Genomic DNA, 16,147 nt, shown 5'->3' with positions numbered 1-16,147 from the left:
ATGGAGACACGATGAGCAAGGCCACGACGACGGACAGACGGTCGCCCGGGCCGCACGCTGCCGACAGCCATGACGTGATCCGCGTGCACGGTGCGCGCGAGAACAACCTCAAGGACGTCAGCATCGAGATTCCGAAGCGCAGGCTCACGGTGTTCACGGGCGTCTCCGGCTCGGGCAAGAGTTCGCTGGTGTTCGACACGATCGCCGCGGAGTCGCAGCGGCTGATCAACGAGACCTACAGCGCCTTCCTCCAGGGCTTCATGCCCAACCTGGCCCGGCCCGAGGTGGACGTGCTGGACGGGCTGACCACCGCGATCACCGTCGACCAGCAGCGCATGGGATCCGACCCGCGCTCCACCGTCGGCACCGCCACCGACGCCAACGCGATGCTGCGCATCCTCTTCAGCCGCCTTGGCGCGCCGCACATCGGCCCGCCCGGCGCGTACTCCTTCAACGTCGCCTCCGTCTCGGCGAGCGGCGGGATCACGGTCGACCGGGGCACCGACAAGACCAAGACGCAGAAGGTGACCTTCAGCCGTACCGGCGGCATGTGCACGCACTGCGAGGGCCGGGGCAAGGTCTCCGACATCGACCTCACCCAGCTGTTCGACGACTCCAAGTCGCTCGCCGAGGACCCGTTCACCATCCCCACCTACACCGGGGACGGCTGGGTGGTGCGGGTGATCGCCGAGTCGGGCTTCTTCGACAAGGAGAAGCCGATCCGCAAGTACACCAAGAAGGAGCGGCACGACTTCCTGTACCGCGAGCCGACCAAGGTGAAGATCAACGGCGTCAACCTCACCTACGAGGGGCTGATCCCGAAGATCCAGAAGACCTTCCTCGCCAAGGACCGCGAGTCGATGCAGCCGCACATCCGGGCCTTCGTGGACCGGGCGGTCACCTTCACCGAGTGCCCCGAGTGCGACGGCACCCGGCTCAGCGAACTGGTCCGCTCCTCCAGGATCGGCAAGGTCAACATCGCCGACGCCTGCGCGATGGAGATCCGCGACCTGGCCGAATGGGCCCGCGGGATCGAGGATCCGTCGGTGGCCCCGCTGCTCGCCAAGCTCCGGCACACCCTGGACTCGTTCGTGGAGATCGGGCTCGGCTATCTCTCGCTGGACCGGGCCTCGGGCACCCTCTCCGGCGGCGAGGCGCAGCGCACCAAGATGATCCGGCACCTCGGCTCCTCGCTCACCGATGTCACCTACGTCTTCGACGAGCCGACCATCGGACTGCACCCCCACGACATCCAGCGGATGAACAACCTGCTGCTGCGGCTGCGCGACAAGGGCAACACGGTGCTCGTCGTGGAGCACAAGCCGGAGACGATCGCCATCGCCGACCATGTCGTGGACCTCGGCCCCGGCGCCGGCGCGGCGGGCGGCACCGTCTGCTTCGAGGGCACCCTGGAGGCGCTGCGCAAGAGCGGCACCGTCACCGGCCGCCATCTCGGCGACCGGGCGGCGCTGAAGGAGACGGTCCGCAAGCCCAACGGCACGCTCGCGATCCGCGGCGCGACGGCGAACAACCTCCAGAACGTAGCCGTCGACATCCCGCTCGGCGTGCTCACCGTCGTCACCGGCGTCGCCGGCTCCGGCAAGAGTTCGCTCGTGCACGGTTCGATCCCCGCCGAGGAGGGCGTGGTGTCGGTCGACCAGACCGCGATCCGCGGCTCCCGGCGCAGCAACCCGGCCACGTACACCGGTCTTGCCGACCCGATCCGCAAGGCCTTCGCCAAGGCCAACGGTGTGAAGCCGGCGCTCTTCAGCGCCAATTCCGAGGGCGCCTGCCCCACCTGCAACGGCGCCGGTGTCATCTACACCGACCTGGCGATCATGCAGACCGTCGCCACCCCCTGCGAGGTGTGCGAGGGCAGGCGGTTCGACGCGTCGGTGCTGGAGTACCGCTTCGGTGGCCGCGACATCAGCGAGGTGCTGGCGATGTCGGTGACCGAGGCCGAGAAGTTCTTCGGAGCCGGTGAGGCACGCACCCCGGCGGCCCACCGGATCATCGAACGGATGGCGGACGTCGGACTCGGCTACCTCACCCTCGGCCAGCCGCTCACCACCCTCTCCGGCGGCGAGCGGCAGCGGCTCAAGCTGGCCACCCACATGGGCGACAAGGGCGGTGTCTACGTACTCGACGAGCCGACCACCGGCCTCCACCTCGCCGACGTGGAGCAGCTGCTCGGGCTGCTCGACCGGCTCGTCGACGCCGGCAAGTCGGTCATCGTCATCGAGCACCACCAGGCGGTCATGGCGCACGCCGACTGGATCATCGACCTCGGCCCGGGCGCCGGACACGACGGCGGGCGGATCGTCTTCGAGGGCACCCCGGCCGAACTCGTCGAGGCCCGCTCCACCCTGACCGGGGAGCATCTCGCGGCCTACGTGGGCGCCTGACGGAGTCCCGGGGCCAGCTGAACGGCCCACCCGGCGCGCGCCCGGCGCCGTTCGCGCGCAGCCTGGTGCCATGGCGTCCGTGAAGCCCGTCGTGGTCTACCCGCCTGCCGTGGACGGCGGCCGGCGGGTCCGTGTGGACGACCAGTTCCTCGGGATCGCGTACGGGCTGCTGGACGTCGCCGAGTTTCTGCGCCGGGCGGGGATCGAGGACGCGGACGAGGCGTACGCGGCGACGTCGGGGCTGATCGAATGGCGCGGCGGCGGGCCCGGGACCTGGGACACCGGCCCCGAATGAGGCCGTCGCGTCGCCCGAACGGCCCAGTGGCGTGACCCCGGAGCGGGTCGGACCGTTGAGTCGGTCATGAAGAAGCGCAGCATGCTCGCCATCGCCTCCCTGGCCACCGGCTTCGTCGTCGCGGCGGTCACCCCGTCGCACGCTGTCGGAGAGAAGCTCCCCGGGATCAACGTGGACGAGACCCTCAACACGCTCAACCAGGCTGTCGGCAAGGACGGCCTGTCCGTGGCCGGGAAGGACGGCCTCCAGAAGAAGGGCGCCCAGAAGAAGGCCGCCCCGAAGAAGGGCGTTCAGAAGAAGAAGGGCTGACGAGCCGCTCCGGCCTCGGCCCACGGCGCCGGCGCTCCCCGCGTGAGGGGGGCGCCGGCGCCGTCGTCATGCGCCCTCAACTGGGGCTGGTTTCCGTGGCAGGGTGGAGCGGGCAAGCCTCAGGGGGCCAACAGAAGAGGGGGACCTGTGACCGTCGTCTGGATCAACGGCGCGTTCGGTGCGGGGAAGACCACCACCGCACAGGAACTGATCGAACTGATCCCGAACAGCACGCTCTTCGACCCCGAGGTGATCGGCGGAGCGCTGCGGTATCTGCTGCCGCCCAAGCGCCTCGCCGAGGTCGGCGACTTCCAGGACCTGCCGATCTGGCGACGGCTCGTGATCGACACGGCGGCCGCGATGCTCGCCGAGCTCGGCGGCACCCTGGTGGTCCCGATGACGCTGCTGCGTCAGGAGTACCGCGACGAGATCTTCGGCGGCCTGGCCGCGCGCAGGATTCCGGTCAGCCACATCCTGCTCGCTCCGGCCGAAACGATACTGCGGGAGCGCATCGCGGGCCGTGAGGTTCCGCGGGACCTCCCCGACGGCGAGATACGAATACGGCAGTGGTCCGCCGACCACATCGAGCCGTACCGGGCGGCGCTCGCCTCCTGGCTCACCGCGGACGCGCACCCGGTCGACACCAGCGAGCTCACGCCGTACGAGACCGCCGCCCGCATCGCCGAGGCCGTGCACAACGGCTCCGTGCCCGTCTGCGACATCGTGCAGACGCCCGAGCCCACCGCCGAGACGCTCGCCGCCGGTGTGCTCCTCTTCGACGAGCGGGACCGCGTGCTGCTCGTCGACCCCACCTACAAGGCGGGCTGGGAGTTCCCCGGTGGAGTCGTCGAACCCGGTGAGGCGCCCGCCCGGGCCGGTGTACGGGAGGTCGCCGAGGAGACCGGCATCCACCTCGACGAGGTACCGAGCCTGCTCGTCGTCGACTGGGAGCGCCCCGCGCCCCCTGGCTTCGGCGGCCTGCGGCTCCTCTTCGACGGCGGGCTCCTCGACTCCGCGGAGGCCGGCCGGCTGCTGCTGCCCGGGCCGGAACTGCGCGCCTGGCGGTTCGTCACCGAGGAGGAGGCCGCCGACCTGCTGCCACCGGTGCGCTACGAGCGGCTGCGCTGGGCCCTGAGGGCGCGCGAACGGGGAGCGGCGTTCTACCTGGAAGCCGGGGTGCCCGTCGGCTGAACCGGGTCCGCGCGCGTGCCCTTTACCCGGCGCGGGGGATTCCGAGGGAAAAGCGAGAGGAAACGCGCCCGGAGGCAATGCCAATCACCGCCCAAGGAATCGCCCTCATTCCTTCACGCGGCGGGTAATCACATTCCCCGCTCTCGTCAACACTTCTCCATGACCGCAAACAATCCCTTTTCTGGCCCCTGCTCGGCTTGACCGGCCTCGCACGGCATTGCGAAAGTCCGCAATGTCTCACGGCGGCGCTCACGACCGCCACTCAATTTCCTTGCCTCAGGGGCAGATCCGGGATGTCCGAACGATGACCACGCAACACCAGCCGGTCGACACCGGCGGCGGCACCGCGCTGCCGGCCGAGCCGTCGACGCAGGACAGCAGACCCGGCGGCCCGGTCGTCGCCGGCCGCTCACCGGCCCGGATGGCCTGGCGACGGATCAGGCGGGACAAGGTCACCACGGCCGCCCTGGCGGCCACCGTCCTGTTCATCGTGATCGCCCTGCTCGCGCCGGTCCTCACCGCGCTGACCAGCTGGGGACCGATCACCCCCGACAACAGGGCGATCAACCCGGACACGGGCAACTTCCCCTACGGATCGCTGGGCGGCATCAGCGCCCAGCATCTGCTCGGTGTCGAACCGGGCACGGGTTACGACCTGTTCGCCCGCATCGTCTACGGCCTGCGCACCTCCCTGTACGTGGGCTTCGCCTCGGCCGTGCTGTCCACCGTGGTCGGTGTCGTCGCGGGGCTCGCGGCCGGCTACTTCGGCGGCTGGGTCGACTCCCTGCTGTCCCGGATCATGGACGTGATGCTGGCGTTCCCGCAGCTGCTGTTCATCATCGCGCTCACCCCGGTGATCCAGAACGCCCTGCAGACCAACACCCACGGCGGCACCGACGAGAACCTCCGCCTCCTCGTCCTGGTCCTCAACATCGCCGTCTTCGCCTGGGCGTACACCGCCCGTCTGGTGCGCGGACAGGTACTGTCCCTGCGCGAACGGGAGTTCGTCGACGCCGCACGGCTGATGAGTGCCGGCCGGCGGCACATCCTCTTCCGGCAGCTGTTGCCCAACCTGTGGGCGCCGATCCTGATCTCCTTCGCGCTGGCCGTCCCGCAGAACATCACCACCGAGGCGGCCCTCTCGTACCTGGGCGTCGGCGTCATCCCGCCCAACCCCGACTGGGGAGCGCTGCTCTCGGACGCCTCCCAGTTCTTCCTCCAGGACCCGATGTACCTCTTCGTGCCCGGCGTCCTGCTCTTCCTCCTGGTCCTGGCGCTCAACCTCCTCGGGGACGGCGTCCGGGACGCCCTGGATCCCCGCGCCCGGCGCGGCTGACAAAGCCACCCCCCGAGTATCGGCCCGGCGGTCCCACGAACGGCCGCCGCGCCCGTAGCAAGAAGGAGTTTCCTCAATGACGCGCAGCACGCGCAGATCGCGCACGGTCGCTCTCACGGCCTCCGCCGTGGTGATCGCCCTGGGGGCCACCGCATGCGGAGGTTCCTCCGGCGACAGTGGCAGCGGCGCCCCTGGTAAGGGCGGCACCCTGACCATCCTGAACAAGGCGGACTACGACCACCTCGACCCCCAGCGCGTCTACACGACCGAGGGTCAGAGCATGGACCAGGAGATCGTCCGGACCCTCACCGGCTGGGACGAGACGGGCCCCAAGCCGAAGCTGGTCGGCGACCTGGCCACCGACACCGGAACGCCGAGCAAGGGCGCCACGGTCTGGACCTTCCACCTGCGGCACGGCGTCAAGTACCAGGACGGCACCGAGGTCACCGCGCCGGACGTCAAGTACGGTGTCGAGCGCTTCTTCTCCTCCGACATCAACGGCGGCCCGCCCTACGCCTCCCAGTGGCTCGTCGGCGGCTCCGACTACAAGGGGCCCTACCAGGGCAAGCAGCTCGACTCCGTCCAGACGCCGGACAAGTACACCGTCGTCTTCCATCTGAACCAGCCGGTGGCCGACTTCAACGAGACCACCACCATGACCGGTTGGTCCGCCGTGCCCAAGGCCCACGACACCGGCTCGACCTACGACACCAAGGTCTGGTCCGACGGCCCGTACATGATCAAGTCGTACACCAAGAACAAGGAACTCGTCCTCACCCGGAACAAGAACTGGTCGCAGTCGACCGACCCGATCCGGCAGCAGAACGTCGACGGGATGGACGTCAAGTTCGGCCAGGACGAGTCGGCCATCGACCAGCAGCTCAAGGCCGACGCCGGCACCGCGCAGACATCGATCCAGCAGTGGCCGATCGCGGGCTCGGACCTGGCCCAGATGGCCAACGACCCCTCCCTCAAGAGCCGTTACTACAAGATCCCCGCGCCCGGCATCAACTACCTGGCCATCAACACCACCCGTGTCAAGGACCTCCGGGTCCGCCAGGCGATCGAGTACGCCGTCGACAAGACCACGGTCCGCGGCGCCTTCGGTGGCTCCGCGTACGGCGACTACGCCACCACCATGCTGAGCCCCGGCATCGGCGGCTACCAGAAGTTCAACGACTACAGCGCCAACCCGGCGGGCAACCTCCCCAAGGCCAAGGCCCTGATGAAGCAGGCGGGCGACCCGAAGCCGACCATGTCGATCGCGGTGGAGAACACCCCCACCCAGGAACACTTCGCCGACGCGGTGAAGACCGCGCTGGAGCGCATCGGCATCCACGTCAACATCTCCCCGATCGACGCGTCGAACTACTTCAGCACCATCGACAACACGAAGAACCAGTACGACCTGACCTGGGGCGACTGGATCGCCGACTGGCCGAACGCCTCCACGGTGCTGCCCACCCTCTTCGACGGCCGCCTGATCAAGAAGAACCCCCAGGCCAACCAGGACCTGTCGTACCTGAACGACCCCAAGGTCAACACGCTGATCGACAAGGCAGCCAAGATGACCGACCTCGCTCAGCGCAACGCCGCCTACGGGCAGATGGACCGGCAGATCCTCAAGGACGCCGCCGTGGTCCCGCTGATGTACATGAACTTCACCGAGATGTCCGGCTCCAAGGTCGGCGGAGTCATCCCCGACTCGATCGTGGCCGAGCCGAGCCTGGTCCACGTCTACGTCAAGCACTGACGGACGCTTCCCCTCTGAACCCCGCCGGCGGTTCCGGCCGCCGGCGGGCATCCCACTCACGTCAGGTCCCGGCACCTCATGTTTCGTTACCTCATCAGACGCCTGCTGGCAGCGGCCGTGATCATGCTGGTGATCACCACGATCACCTTCTTCATCTTCTTCGCGCTGCCGTCCGACCCCGCACTCCTGGCCTGCGGGAAGACCTGCTCCCCCTCCCGCCTCGCCGAGATCAAACACTCGCTGGGCCTGGACCAGAGCTTTCTGACGCAGTACTGGGAGTTCCTCAAGGGGCTGTTCGCCGGCCGTGACTTCGGCGACCAGAGCGTCCGCATCCACTGCGGCGCGCCCTGCCTCGGCGTCTCCTTCCAGACCGACACCCCCGTGCTGACGACGCTGCTCCAGGACTTCCCGGCGGACCTCTCCCTCGGACTCGGCGCCGCGGTGGCGTTTCTGGTCCTGGGGGTGGGCCTCGGCACCGTCGCCGCCGTCCGCAGGGGCAGGGCGGCCGACAAGGCGGCGGTCGGACTGGCCCTGTTCGGTGTGTCGGTGCAGATCTACTTCATCGGCCTGCTCCTGCTGTACCTCTTCGTCGACAAGTTCCAGATCCTGCCGACCTCCGGCTACACCCCGATCACCGAGGATCCGGCCGGCTGGTTCCAGGGGCTGATCCTGCCGTGGACCACCCTGGTCATCGTCTACCTCGCGATGTACACCCGGCTCACCCGTTCCTCCATGCTGGAGGTCTTCGCCGAGGACTACATGCGCACCGCCCGCGCCAAGGGACTGACGGCCTCCAGCGTCGTCCTCAAGCACGGGCTGCGGGCCGCCATCACGCCGATCATCACCATCTTCGGCATGGACGTCGGCTCCCTGATCGGCGGCTCCGCGGTCATCACCGAGTCGGTCTTCGGCATCAACGGCATCGGCAAACTCGCCGTCGACTCCGTCCAGAACTCCGACCTGCCGGTCATCCTCGGCACCACCCTCTTCGCCGCGACGTTCGTCGTCATCGCCAACGTCGTCGTCGACCTGGTGTACGGCCTCGTCGACCCGCGCGTACGCCTCGCCTGAGCCCCTTCTTCCGTCCTTAGGAACACCCGTGTCCGTTCAGACCTCACCGCAGCCCGCGGACGTCACGCCCGCCCCCGCACCCTTCCTCGACGTACGCGACCTGAGGGTGCACTTCCCGACCGAGGACGGCCTCGTCAAGTCCGTCGACGGCGTCTCCTTCACCCTGGAGAAGGGCAGGACCCTCGGCATCGTCGGCGAGTCCGGCTCCGGCAAGTCGGTGACCTCGCTGGCCCTGCTCGGACTGCACAAGGGCACCCGCGCCCGGGTCAGTGGCGAGATCTGGCTGGAGGGCAGGGAACTCGTCGCCCTGCCCGAGGCCGAGATGCGCGAACTGCGCGGCCGTACGGTCTCCATGATCTTCCAGGACCCGCTCTCCGCGCTGCACCCCTTCTTCACCGTGGGCGCCCAGATCGCCGAGGCCTACCGCGTGCACCACAAGGTCTCCAAGAAGGAGGCCAGGGAGCGGGCGGTGGAGATGCTGAAGCGCGTCGGCATCCCGCAGCCCGAGCGCCGTGTCAGGGACTATCCGCACCAGTTCTCCGGCGGCATGCGGCAGCGCGCCATGATCGCCATGTCCCTGGTCTGCGACCCCGCCCTGCTCATCGCCGACGAGCCCACCACCGCCCTGGACGTCACCGTCCAGGCGCAGATCCTCGACCTGATCCGCGATCTGCAGGAGGAGTTCGGCTCCGCCGTCGTCATCATCACGCACGACCTCGGCGTGGTCTCCGACATCGCCGACGACATCCTGGTGATGTACGGCGGCCGCCGGATCGAGTACGGCACCACCCGCGAGGTGCTCAAACAGCCTCAGCACCCCTACACCTGGGGCCTGTTGCAGTCGATGCCGCACCTCACCGGCGACGTCGGTGAGCGGCTGAACCCGATCCCCGGCACACCACCGAGCCTGATCAACCTGCCGGACGGCTGCTCCTTCAACCCCCGCTGCGCCTACAAGGGCTGGGTGCCGGAGGGGCGGTGCACCGTGGAACGGCCCGAACTGCGCCTCGTCTCCGGCACAGCGGGGCACCTCGCCGCGTGCCACCTCACCGACGAGGCCAAGCAGGAGATCCGCGGCGGAGCCGGCCCGGACGGCCGCGGCGGAGCCGGACCCGGCGAACGCGGCGCCGCAGCCGCACGGGCCGCACAGTGACGGCGGCGGACGAAAGGGACCATGCCGTGAGCACCACCCAGCCCCTCACCGGGCAGACCACCGACCGCCCCACCGGCGAGCACCTCCTCGAAGTACGCGGTCTGCAGAAGCACTTCCCCCTCCGGCAGGGCATCATCTTCCAGCGGCAGATCGGGGCCGTGCGAGCCGTCGACGGCATCGACTTCGCGGTGGGGCCCGGCGAGTCGCTGGGACTGGTCGGCGAGTCCGGCTGCGGAAAGTCGACCACGGGACGTCTGATCACCCGGCTGCTCGAACCCACCGGCGGCTCCGTCCTGTTCGACGGCGAGGACATCACGCACCAGCCACCCGCCCGGATGCGGGAGGCCCGCCGCAACCTCCAGATGATCTTCCAGGACCCGTACTCGTCGCTGAACCCGCGGCACACCGTCGGCACCATCATCGAGACGCCGATGCGGCTCAACGGCATCAACCCGCCCCAGGGCCACAAGCGGCGTGTCCAGGAACTCCTGGAGACCGTGGGCCTCAACCCCGAGCACTACAACCGCTACCCCAACGAGTTCTCCGGAGGCCAGCGCCAGCGCATCGGCATCGCCCGCGCCCTCGCCCTGCGGCCGAAGCTGATCGTCGCCGACGAACCCGTCTCCGCGCTGGACGTCTCCATCCAGGCGCAGGTCGTCAACCTGCTCCAGGACCTCCAGCGGGAGTTCGGCATCGCCTTCGTCTTCATCGCCCACGACCTCGCCGTCGTACGGCACTTCTCCGAACGGGTCGCCGTGATGTACCTCGGCAAGATCGTCGAGGTCGCCGACCGCGAGTCGCTCTACACCCGGCCCCGGCACCCCTACACCCACGCGCTGCTGTCCGCCGTACCCGAGGCCGACCCGGACGCCACTCAGCGGCGCGAACGCATCCGGCTGGCCGGGGACGTTCCCTCCCCGATCGACCCGCCCTCCGGCTGCCGCTTCCGCACCCGCTGCTGGAAGGCCCAGGACAAGTGCGCAGGGGAGGAACCACCCCTGGTGCGGGCCGCCGACAGCCCCTCCGGCCATCTGACGGCCTGCCACTTTCCCGAGGAGCCTACGGTCGCGCCACGCGCCGAGGACATCGTCCTGGACCCGGCGCGGGCGGAGCCGACGGAGGGGTACTGACCGCAGGGCAGAGCGGTCAGCTCACCGCGTAGGTGCGCAGGAACAGCGCCTCGGCCACCGACAGCCGCTCCAGTTCCTCGGGGGACACGCTCTCGTTCACCGCGTGGATCTGGGCCTCCGGCTCGCTCAGCCCGATGAGCAGGATCTCCGCACGCGGGTAGAGGGAGGCGAGGGTGTTGCACAGCGGGATGGAGCCGCCCTGGCCCGCGTACTGCATCTCCTGGCCCGGGTACGCCACCGCCATCGCCGAGGCCATGGCCTGGTAGGCCGGGCTGGTGGTGTCGGCGCGGAAGGGCTGGCCCTCGCCGATCTGCTCGGTGCTCACCCGCGCGCCCCACGGCGTGTGCGACTCCAGGTGCGCCTGGAGCAGCTTGGTCGCCGTGCCCGCGTCCACGCCCGGCGGCACCCGCAGGCTGATCAGCGCACGGGCGCTCGACTGCACGGACGGGGTGGCGCCGACGACGGGCGGGCAGTCGATGCCGAGGACCGTGACGGCCGGGCGCGACCAGATACGGTCGGCGACCGTGCCGGACCCGATCAGCTCGACGCCGTCCAGCACCTTGGCGTCCTGCCGGAACTGCTCCTCGTCGTACTGCAGTCCCTCCCAGGCCGTGTCCGAGGCGAGCCCCTCGACGGTCGTCGAGCCGTCCTCGGCGCGCAGCGAGTCCAGGACGCGGATCAGGGCGGCGAGCGCGTCGGGCGCGGCACCGCCGAACTGGCCCGAGTGCAGATTGCCCGCGAGCGTGTCGACGCTGACGCGGACGAGGGTCATACCGCGCAGCGTGGAGGTCACCGTCGGCAGGCCGACGCGGAAGTTGCCCGCGTCGCCGATGACGACCGTGTCCGCCTCCAGCAGGTCCGGGTGCTCCTCGGCGTACCGCTCCAGGCCGCCCGTGCCCTGCTCCTCCGAGCCCTCGACGATCACCTTGACGTGGACGGGCACGCCGCCGTTCGCCTTCAGCGCCCGCAGCGCCAGCAGGTGCATGATCACACCGCCCTTGCAGTCGGCGGCGCCACGCCCGTACCAGCGTCCGTCCCGCTCGGTCAGCTCGAACGGCGGAGTGGTCCAGCCGGCCTCGTCCAGCGGCGGCTGCACGTCGTAGTGGGCGTAGAGCAGGACGGTCTTCGCACCCGCCGGGCCGGGGAGGTACCCGTAGACCGACTGCGTCCCGTCGGGGGTGTCGAGCAGGGCCACGTCCTGGAAACCCTCGGCGCCGAGCGCGTCCGCGATCCAGCGGGCGGCGCCCTCGCTCTCGCTCCTCGGGAACTGGTCGAAGTCCGCCACCGACCGGAAGGCCACCAGTTCGGTGAGTTCCGCCCTCGCCCCCGGCATCAGCGAGGCGACGGTCTCGGCGACCGGATTCGGCGACATGGGCACGCTCCTTGTGGGTGCGACGTTGAAGAGTTGGGTGCTGTAGATCCTCCCACAGCGGGCCCTGACCAGGTCCGCCGTAGGATGCGGGAGACAGCAGGGCAGGCGGCTTGATCGGGAGCAGTAGACCATCGTGAGCAGCGAGAACTCTTCGGCGGACGACGTGCGGCAGGTGTGGGACGTCGTCGTGGTGGGGGCGGGACCCGCGGGAGCTTCGGCCGCGTACGCGGCGGCGGTCGCCGGGAGACGTGTGCTGTTGCTGGAGAAGGCGGAGCTGCCGCGGTACAAGACGTGTGGCGGCGGCATCATCGGCCCCTCGCGCGACGCCCTCCCGCCCGGCTTCGAGCTGCCGTTCAAGGACCGGGTGCACGCGGTGACGTTCTCGCACAACGGCCGTTTCACCCGGACCCGCCGGTCCAAGCAGATGCTGTTCGGGCTGATCAACCGGCCCGAGTTCGACCAGCGGCTCGTCGAGCACGCGCAGAAGGCGGGCGCCGAGCTGCGTACGGGCGTCACCGTCCAGCGGGTCGAGCAGCACGGCTCGGAGGTGCCGGACCGGCGCACGGTCGCCGTCGTCCTCCAGGGCGGCGAGGTCCTGCTCGCGCGGTCGGTGGTCGGGGCGGACGGCAGCGCCAGCCGGATAGGAGCGCATGTCGGGGTCAAGGTCGACCAGGTGGATCTCGGCCTGGAGGCGGAGATCCCGGTGCCGGAGACCGTCGCCGAGGACTGGAAGGGGCGGGTGCTCATCGACTGGGGCCCGATCCCCGGCAGTTACGGCTGGGTCTTCCCCAAGGGCGACACGCTGACGGTCGGGGTGATCTCGGCCAGGGGTGAAGGCGCCGCGACGAAGCGGTACTTGGAAGAGTTCATCGGCCGGCTGGGCCTCGCCGGCTTCGAACCGAGCATCTCCTCCGGGCACTTGACCCGCTGCCGGGCCGACGACTCGCCGCTGTCGCGCGGCCGGGTGCTGGTCTGCGGCGACGCCGCGGGGCTGCTGGAGCCGTGGACCCGCGAGGGCATCTCCTTCGCGCTGCGATCCGGCCGGCTCGCGGGGGAGTGGGCGGTGCGGATCGCCGAGGCACACGACGCGGTGGACACGCGCAGGCAGGCCCTCAACTACGCGTTCGCGGTCAAGGCCGGGCTCGGCGTGGAGATGAGCGTCGGCAGGCGGCTGCTGACGGTGTTCGAGCGTCGCCCTGGTCTGTTCCACGCGGCGGTGACGGGTTTCCGCCCCGCCTGGAAGGGGTTCAAGGACATCACGCGGGGCGCGACGTCGCTGGGCGAGATCGTCCGCACCCATCCGATGGCCCAGCGGGCCCTGACCGCGATGGACCGCCGTCCCGCGAAGGGCGGCGAGGTCAGCTCGTCACCGTGATCTCGAAGACCGGGTGGTCCGGGGCGATCCGGCGCAGCTCGTCGTCCGGGGAGTCCGGGCCCACCCCGTTGAAGAAGACCCCGACCTCCGCCTTCCAGCGCTTGAGGTAGGCGCGCAGGATCGGCGTCTTGTCGTCGTCGGCCACCTCGGTCGCGGTGAACGTGTCCACGTGCTTGCCGAGGTGCAGCTCGCCGCCGCCCGAGGCGCGCATGTTGCGCGTCCACTGGACGTGGCCGCGGGGCGCGACCAGGTACTGCCGGCCGTCCAGGGTCATCAGATTGACCGGGGTGGTGCGCCACTGGCCGCTCTTGCGGCCGCGGACGGCGAGGACACGGGAGCCCCAGACGCTGATGCCGCGGCGGGTCATCCAGGCCACGAGGCGGTTGATGACGTTGACGGTGACCCAGCCGGGCTTCTGGACGTGTGTGGACATGGGGTCCCCCTGGTCTCTGGTCGGTGGAGTGGTGCTCGGGCCGCTGCCGGCGGGGAAGCGGTGCTCTCTTTTGTGAGCACTGCTCTCTCGCTGGGTTCAGTCTGCCTGAGGTCGGCACCCCAAAGCAAGAGCGGTGCTCTCGTTTGTGTGCGCTGCTCTCCTTTCATGGCACACTTCCTCGCATGAGCACCGCACACGGCGCCCGGGCCCGGGCCAGGATCGAAGTCACCGCGGCCATCAAGGACGAGGCCCGCAGACAGCTCGCGGCCGAGGGCGCCGCCAGGCTCTCCCTGCGCGCCGTGGCCCGTGAGCTCGGCATGGTCTCCTCCGCGCTGTACCGCTACTTCCCCAGCCGTGACGACCTGCTGACCGCACTCATCATCGACGCGTACGACTCCCTCGGCGAGCGGGCCGAGGCGGCCCATGAGCCGGCGGCCGACCCCTTCCACCGATGGATCGCGGTCTGTGAGGCGGTGCGGGGCTGGGCACTGGACCACCCCCACGAGTACGCGCTGATCTACGGATCGCCCGTGCCCGGCTACACCGCCCCCGACACCACCGTCCCGGCGGCCGCCCGCGTCGGCCTCCTGCTCATCGGCATCGCACGCGACGCCCATCGCGGCTCCGGCCTGTCCGGACCCTCGCTGCCGTCCGAGCTGCGCCCGGAGGCCGAACGGATCGCCGCCGACCTCGCACCCGACCTCCCCCCGGAGGCGGCGACAGCTCTCGTCGCGTCCTGGGCCCAGCTGTACGGCCTGGTCGGCTTCGAGCTGTTCGGCCAGTTCCACCGGGTGGTCGAGGACCGGGCCCCGTTCTTCCGGCATGCGGTGGGGCAACTCGCCCGGGGAGTGGGGCTGGTACCCGGACCTACCGAGGGCGCAGCGCCAGGCCGTTGACGGAGGTGGTGGGCGGGGTGCCCTCGCTCAGAGGCAGCCCGGTCGGGACACCCGTGAGCCGACTCAGCCAGGCGGCGGACGCGGGGGAGCCTGACAGCGGGCGACGGTGTACTTCCCGGGGAGTACGCGTGATCGCCACGCCTGGGTGACGCCGCTGCGGGCGGGCGGCGTCTAGCGTGGCCGGTATGGACGAGCAGCGCGCGCGGGGTGGCCCGCCGCAGTGGTGGCGCCACGGGCCACCGTGGTGGGAGCGGTGGGGGGAGGGGGAGCGTGAGCCCCGGTGGCCCTGGCGGTCCACGGTCGCCGTCACGGTCTTCGTGCTGGTCGGCTCGAACTTCGCCGCCCACGGTCAGGAGGGCGAGCGGGCGGACCTGGACCTCTTCGCACGAGTGCTGCTGCTGGTGGCCGGGGGGCTGCTGCTGTGGCGGAAGCGGTACCCGGTGGCCGTGGTCTTCGGCACGGCGGGCGCCGTCATGCTCTACCTGGGGGCGGGGTATCCGTACGGGCCGGTGCTCTTCACCGTCGCTCTGGCGTGCTTCAGCGCGATCGTCGCCGGGCACCGCTGGGCCGCGTGGGCCGCGATGGGAACCCTCTGGGCCGGGCACGTCCTGGTGGCGCACTGGCTCTATCAGTGGCTGCCGCCGTCGGGGGACTCCGCCGTCTCCTGGGGCGAGGAGATCGTCGTCGCCACCTGGGTGGTGGCGATCGCGGCGGTGTCGGAGCTGTTCCGGGTCCGCCGCGAGCAGTGGGTCCGGGAGCGTGCCGAGCGTGCCGAGGCCGCGCGTCGGCGGGCCGACGAGGAGCGGCTGCGGATCGCGCAGGAACTGCACGACGTCCTCGCGCACAGCATCTCCGTGATCAATGTGCAGGCGGGGGTCGGCCTCGCGCTCCTCGACACCGACCCCGAGCAGGCCCGTACGGCGCTCACCACGATCAAGGACCAGAGCAAGGAGGCGCTCGGCGAGGTACGCCAGGTGCTCGACACCCTGCGCGCTCCCGGTGCCGCGCCCCGCGCACCGGCGCCCGGGCTCGACCGGCTGCCCGAGCTGGTGGAGCAGGCGGCGAGCGCGGGTCTCACGGTCGAGGTGGCAGGAGAGCCGCCGCGCCTGTCGCCCGGCACGGACCTCGCCGCCTTCCGGATCGTCCAGGAAGCCCTGACCAACGTCGTACGGCACTCGGGTTCGCGGCACGCGCGCGTGCACCTCGCGCAGGACGCGGACGCCCTGCGGCTGCGGATCGACGACGACGGGCCCGCGACCGGCGCCGACGCGGGCGGCAGCGGCAACGGGCTGGTCGGTATGCGGGAGCGGGCCGCCGCGCTGGGTGGCACCATCGACGCGGGGCCCCGCCCGGACGGCGGTTTCCGGGTGCTCGCCGTACTTCCGCTGACGGCGTCCGCCGGCAAGTGAGCCGAACCGTTCGACCCAT

General features: G+C 70.3%; 14 protein-coding genes. 12 read left to right on the top strand and 2 right to left on the bottom strand.

Annotated features, from left to right (window positions below; genetic code table 11):
• Positions 1 to 11 precede the first annotated feature (11 nt).
• From ACIBK5_RS03020 to ACIBK5_RS02980, 9 genes are all read left to right on the top strand, one after another.
• The gene (locus ACIBK5_RS03020) at positions 12 to 2,405 is read left to right on the top strand and encodes an ATP-binding cassette domain-containing protein (RefSeq protein ID WP_399015512.1); all 2,394 of its coding nucleotides are present in this window, start codon (positions 12 to 14) and stop codon (positions 2,403 to 2,405) included.
• 70 nt (positions 2,406 to 2,475) lie between these two features.
• Positions 2,476 to 2,700 carry a hypothetical protein gene (locus tag ACIBK5_RS03015; RefSeq protein ID WP_399015510.1) on the top strand — a complete coding sequence of 75 codons (225 nt, stop codon included), beginning with the start codon at positions 2,476 to 2,478 and terminating at the stop codon, positions 2,698 to 2,700.
• Positions 2,701 to 2,766: 66 nt separating this feature from the next.
• A complete protein-coding gene (locus tag ACIBK5_RS03010; protein WP_399015509.1) occupies positions 2,767 to 3,009 on the top strand; it encodes a hypothetical protein in 243 nt (80 codons plus the stop codon).
• 147 nt (positions 3,010 to 3,156) lie between these two features.
• Positions 3,157 to 4,200 carry an NUDIX domain-containing protein gene (locus ACIBK5_RS03005; protein ID WP_399015507.1) on the top strand — a complete coding sequence of 348 codons (1,044 nt, stop codon included), beginning with the start codon at positions 3,157 to 3,159 and terminating at the stop codon, positions 4,198 to 4,200.
• A 304-nt stretch (positions 4,201 to 4,504) separates the two neighbouring features.
• Positions 4,505 to 5,536, top strand: a complete 1,032-nt coding sequence (locus ACIBK5_RS03000; protein ID WP_399015505.1) for an ABC transporter permease — start codon at positions 4,505 to 4,507, stop codon at positions 5,534 to 5,536.
• A gap of 76 nt (positions 5,537 to 5,612) precedes the next feature.
• A complete protein-coding gene (locus tag ACIBK5_RS02995; protein WP_399015503.1) occupies positions 5,613 to 7,289 on the top strand; it encodes an ABC transporter substrate-binding protein in 1,677 nt (558 codons plus the stop codon).
• Positions 7,290 to 7,367: 78 nt separating this feature from the next.
• Positions 7,368 to 8,360: an ABC transporter permease gene (locus ACIBK5_RS02990; protein ID WP_399015501.1), complete on the top strand. Its 993-nt coding sequence runs from the start codon at positions 7,368 to 7,370 to the stop codon at positions 8,358 to 8,360.
• A gap of 28 nt (positions 8,361 to 8,388) precedes the next feature.
• Positions 8,389 to 9,513, top strand: a complete 1,125-nt coding sequence (locus ACIBK5_RS02985) for an ABC transporter ATP-binding protein (protein ID WP_399015498.1) — start codon at positions 8,389 to 8,391, stop codon at positions 9,511 to 9,513.
• A 26-nt stretch (positions 9,514 to 9,539) separates the two neighbouring features.
• Positions 9,540 to 10,643 (top strand): ABC transporter ATP-binding protein, encoded by a 1,104-nt coding sequence (locus tag ACIBK5_RS02980; protein ID WP_399015496.1) that lies wholly within the window; start codon positions 9,540 to 9,542, stop codon positions 10,641 to 10,643.
• Positions 10,644 to 10,659: 16 nt separating this feature from the next.
• Here ACIBK5_RS02980 and ACIBK5_RS02975 read toward each other — a convergent pair whose 3' ends face one another.
• A complete protein-coding gene (locus ACIBK5_RS02975; RefSeq protein ID WP_399015494.1) occupies positions 10,660 to 12,015 on the bottom strand; it encodes a dipeptidase in 1,356 nt (451 codons plus the stop codon).
• A gap of 133 nt (positions 12,016 to 12,148) precedes the next feature.
• On the opposite strand from ACIBK5_RS02975, the gene ACIBK5_RS02970 reads away from it, so the two are divergent.
• Positions 12,149 to 13,390, top strand: a complete 1,242-nt coding sequence (locus ACIBK5_RS02970; RefSeq protein ID WP_399015492.1) for a geranylgeranyl reductase family protein — start codon at positions 12,149 to 12,151, stop codon at positions 13,388 to 13,390.
• Here the strand turns inward: ACIBK5_RS02970 and ACIBK5_RS02965 are convergent.
• Complete coding sequence (locus ACIBK5_RS02965; protein WP_399015491.1) at positions 13,374 to 13,823, bottom strand: nitroreductase family deazaflavin-dependent oxidoreductase; 450 nt, start codon at positions 13,821 to 13,823, stop codon at positions 13,374 to 13,376. The two genes, ACIBK5_RS02970 and ACIBK5_RS02965, sit on opposite strands and share 17 nt — an antisense overlap.
• A gap of 182 nt (positions 13,824 to 14,005) precedes the next feature.
• Here ACIBK5_RS02965 and ACIBK5_RS02960 point away from each other — a divergent pair, with 182 nt between their 5' ends.
• Positions 14,006 to 14,719 (top strand): TetR/AcrR family transcriptional regulator, encoded by a 714-nt coding sequence (locus ACIBK5_RS02960; RefSeq protein ID WP_399015489.1) that lies wholly within the window; start codon positions 14,006 to 14,008, stop codon positions 14,717 to 14,719.
• A 185-nt stretch (positions 14,720 to 14,904) separates the two neighbouring features.
• Complete coding sequence (locus ACIBK5_RS02955) at positions 14,905 to 16,128, top strand: sensor histidine kinase (RefSeq protein WP_399015488.1); 1,224 nt, start codon at positions 14,905 to 14,907, stop codon at positions 16,126 to 16,128.
• The last annotated feature ends 19 nt before the right edge of the window (positions 16,129 to 16,147 follow it).

Origin of the sequence: Streptomyces sp. NPDC050546, from assembly GCF_044457425.1 — a bacterium.
Classification (GTDB): domain Bacteria; phylum Actinomycetota; class Actinomycetes; order Streptomycetales; family Streptomycetaceae; genus Streptomyces.
The sequence above is the reverse complement of the archived record's forward strand: the minus strand, read 5'-3'. Positions and strand labels throughout refer to the sequence as shown.

Coding starts and splice junctions, on each gene's coding strand:
- ACIBK5_RS03020 (WP_399015512.1), top strand. CDS start 12: ATGAGCAAGGCCACGACGACGGACAGACGGTCGCCCGGGCCGCACGCT.
- ACIBK5_RS03015 (WP_399015510.1), top strand. CDS start 2,476: ATGGCGTCCGTGAAGCCCGTCGTGGTCTACCCGCCTGCCGTGGACGGC.
- ACIBK5_RS03010 (WP_399015509.1), top strand. CDS start 2,767: ATGAAGAAGCGCAGCATGCTCGCCATCGCCTCCCTGGCCACCGGCTTC.
- ACIBK5_RS03000 (WP_399015505.1), top strand. CDS start 4,505: ATGACCACGCAACACCAGCCGGTCGACACCGGCGGCGGCACCGCGCTG.
- ACIBK5_RS02995 (WP_399015503.1), top strand. CDS start 5,613: ATGACGCGCAGCACGCGCAGATCGCGCACGGTCGCTCTCACGGCCTCC.
- ACIBK5_RS02990 (WP_399015501.1), top strand. CDS start 7,368: ATGTTTCGTTACCTCATCAGACGCCTGCTGGCAGCGGCCGTGATCATG.
- ACIBK5_RS02975 (WP_399015494.1), bottom strand. CDS start 12,015: ATGTCGCCGAATCCGGTCGCCGAGACCGTCGCCTCGCTGATGCCGGGG.
- ACIBK5_RS02965 (WP_399015491.1), bottom strand. CDS start 13,823: ATGTCCACACACGTCCAGAAGCCCGGCTGGGTCACCGTCAACGTCATC.
- ACIBK5_RS02960 (WP_399015489.1), top strand. CDS start 14,006: ATGAGCACCGCACACGGCGCCCGGGCCCGGGCCAGGATCGAAGTCACC.
- ACIBK5_RS02955 (WP_399015488.1), top strand. CDS start 14,905: ATGGACGAGCAGCGCGCGCGGGGTGGCCCGCCGCAGTGGTGGCGCCAC.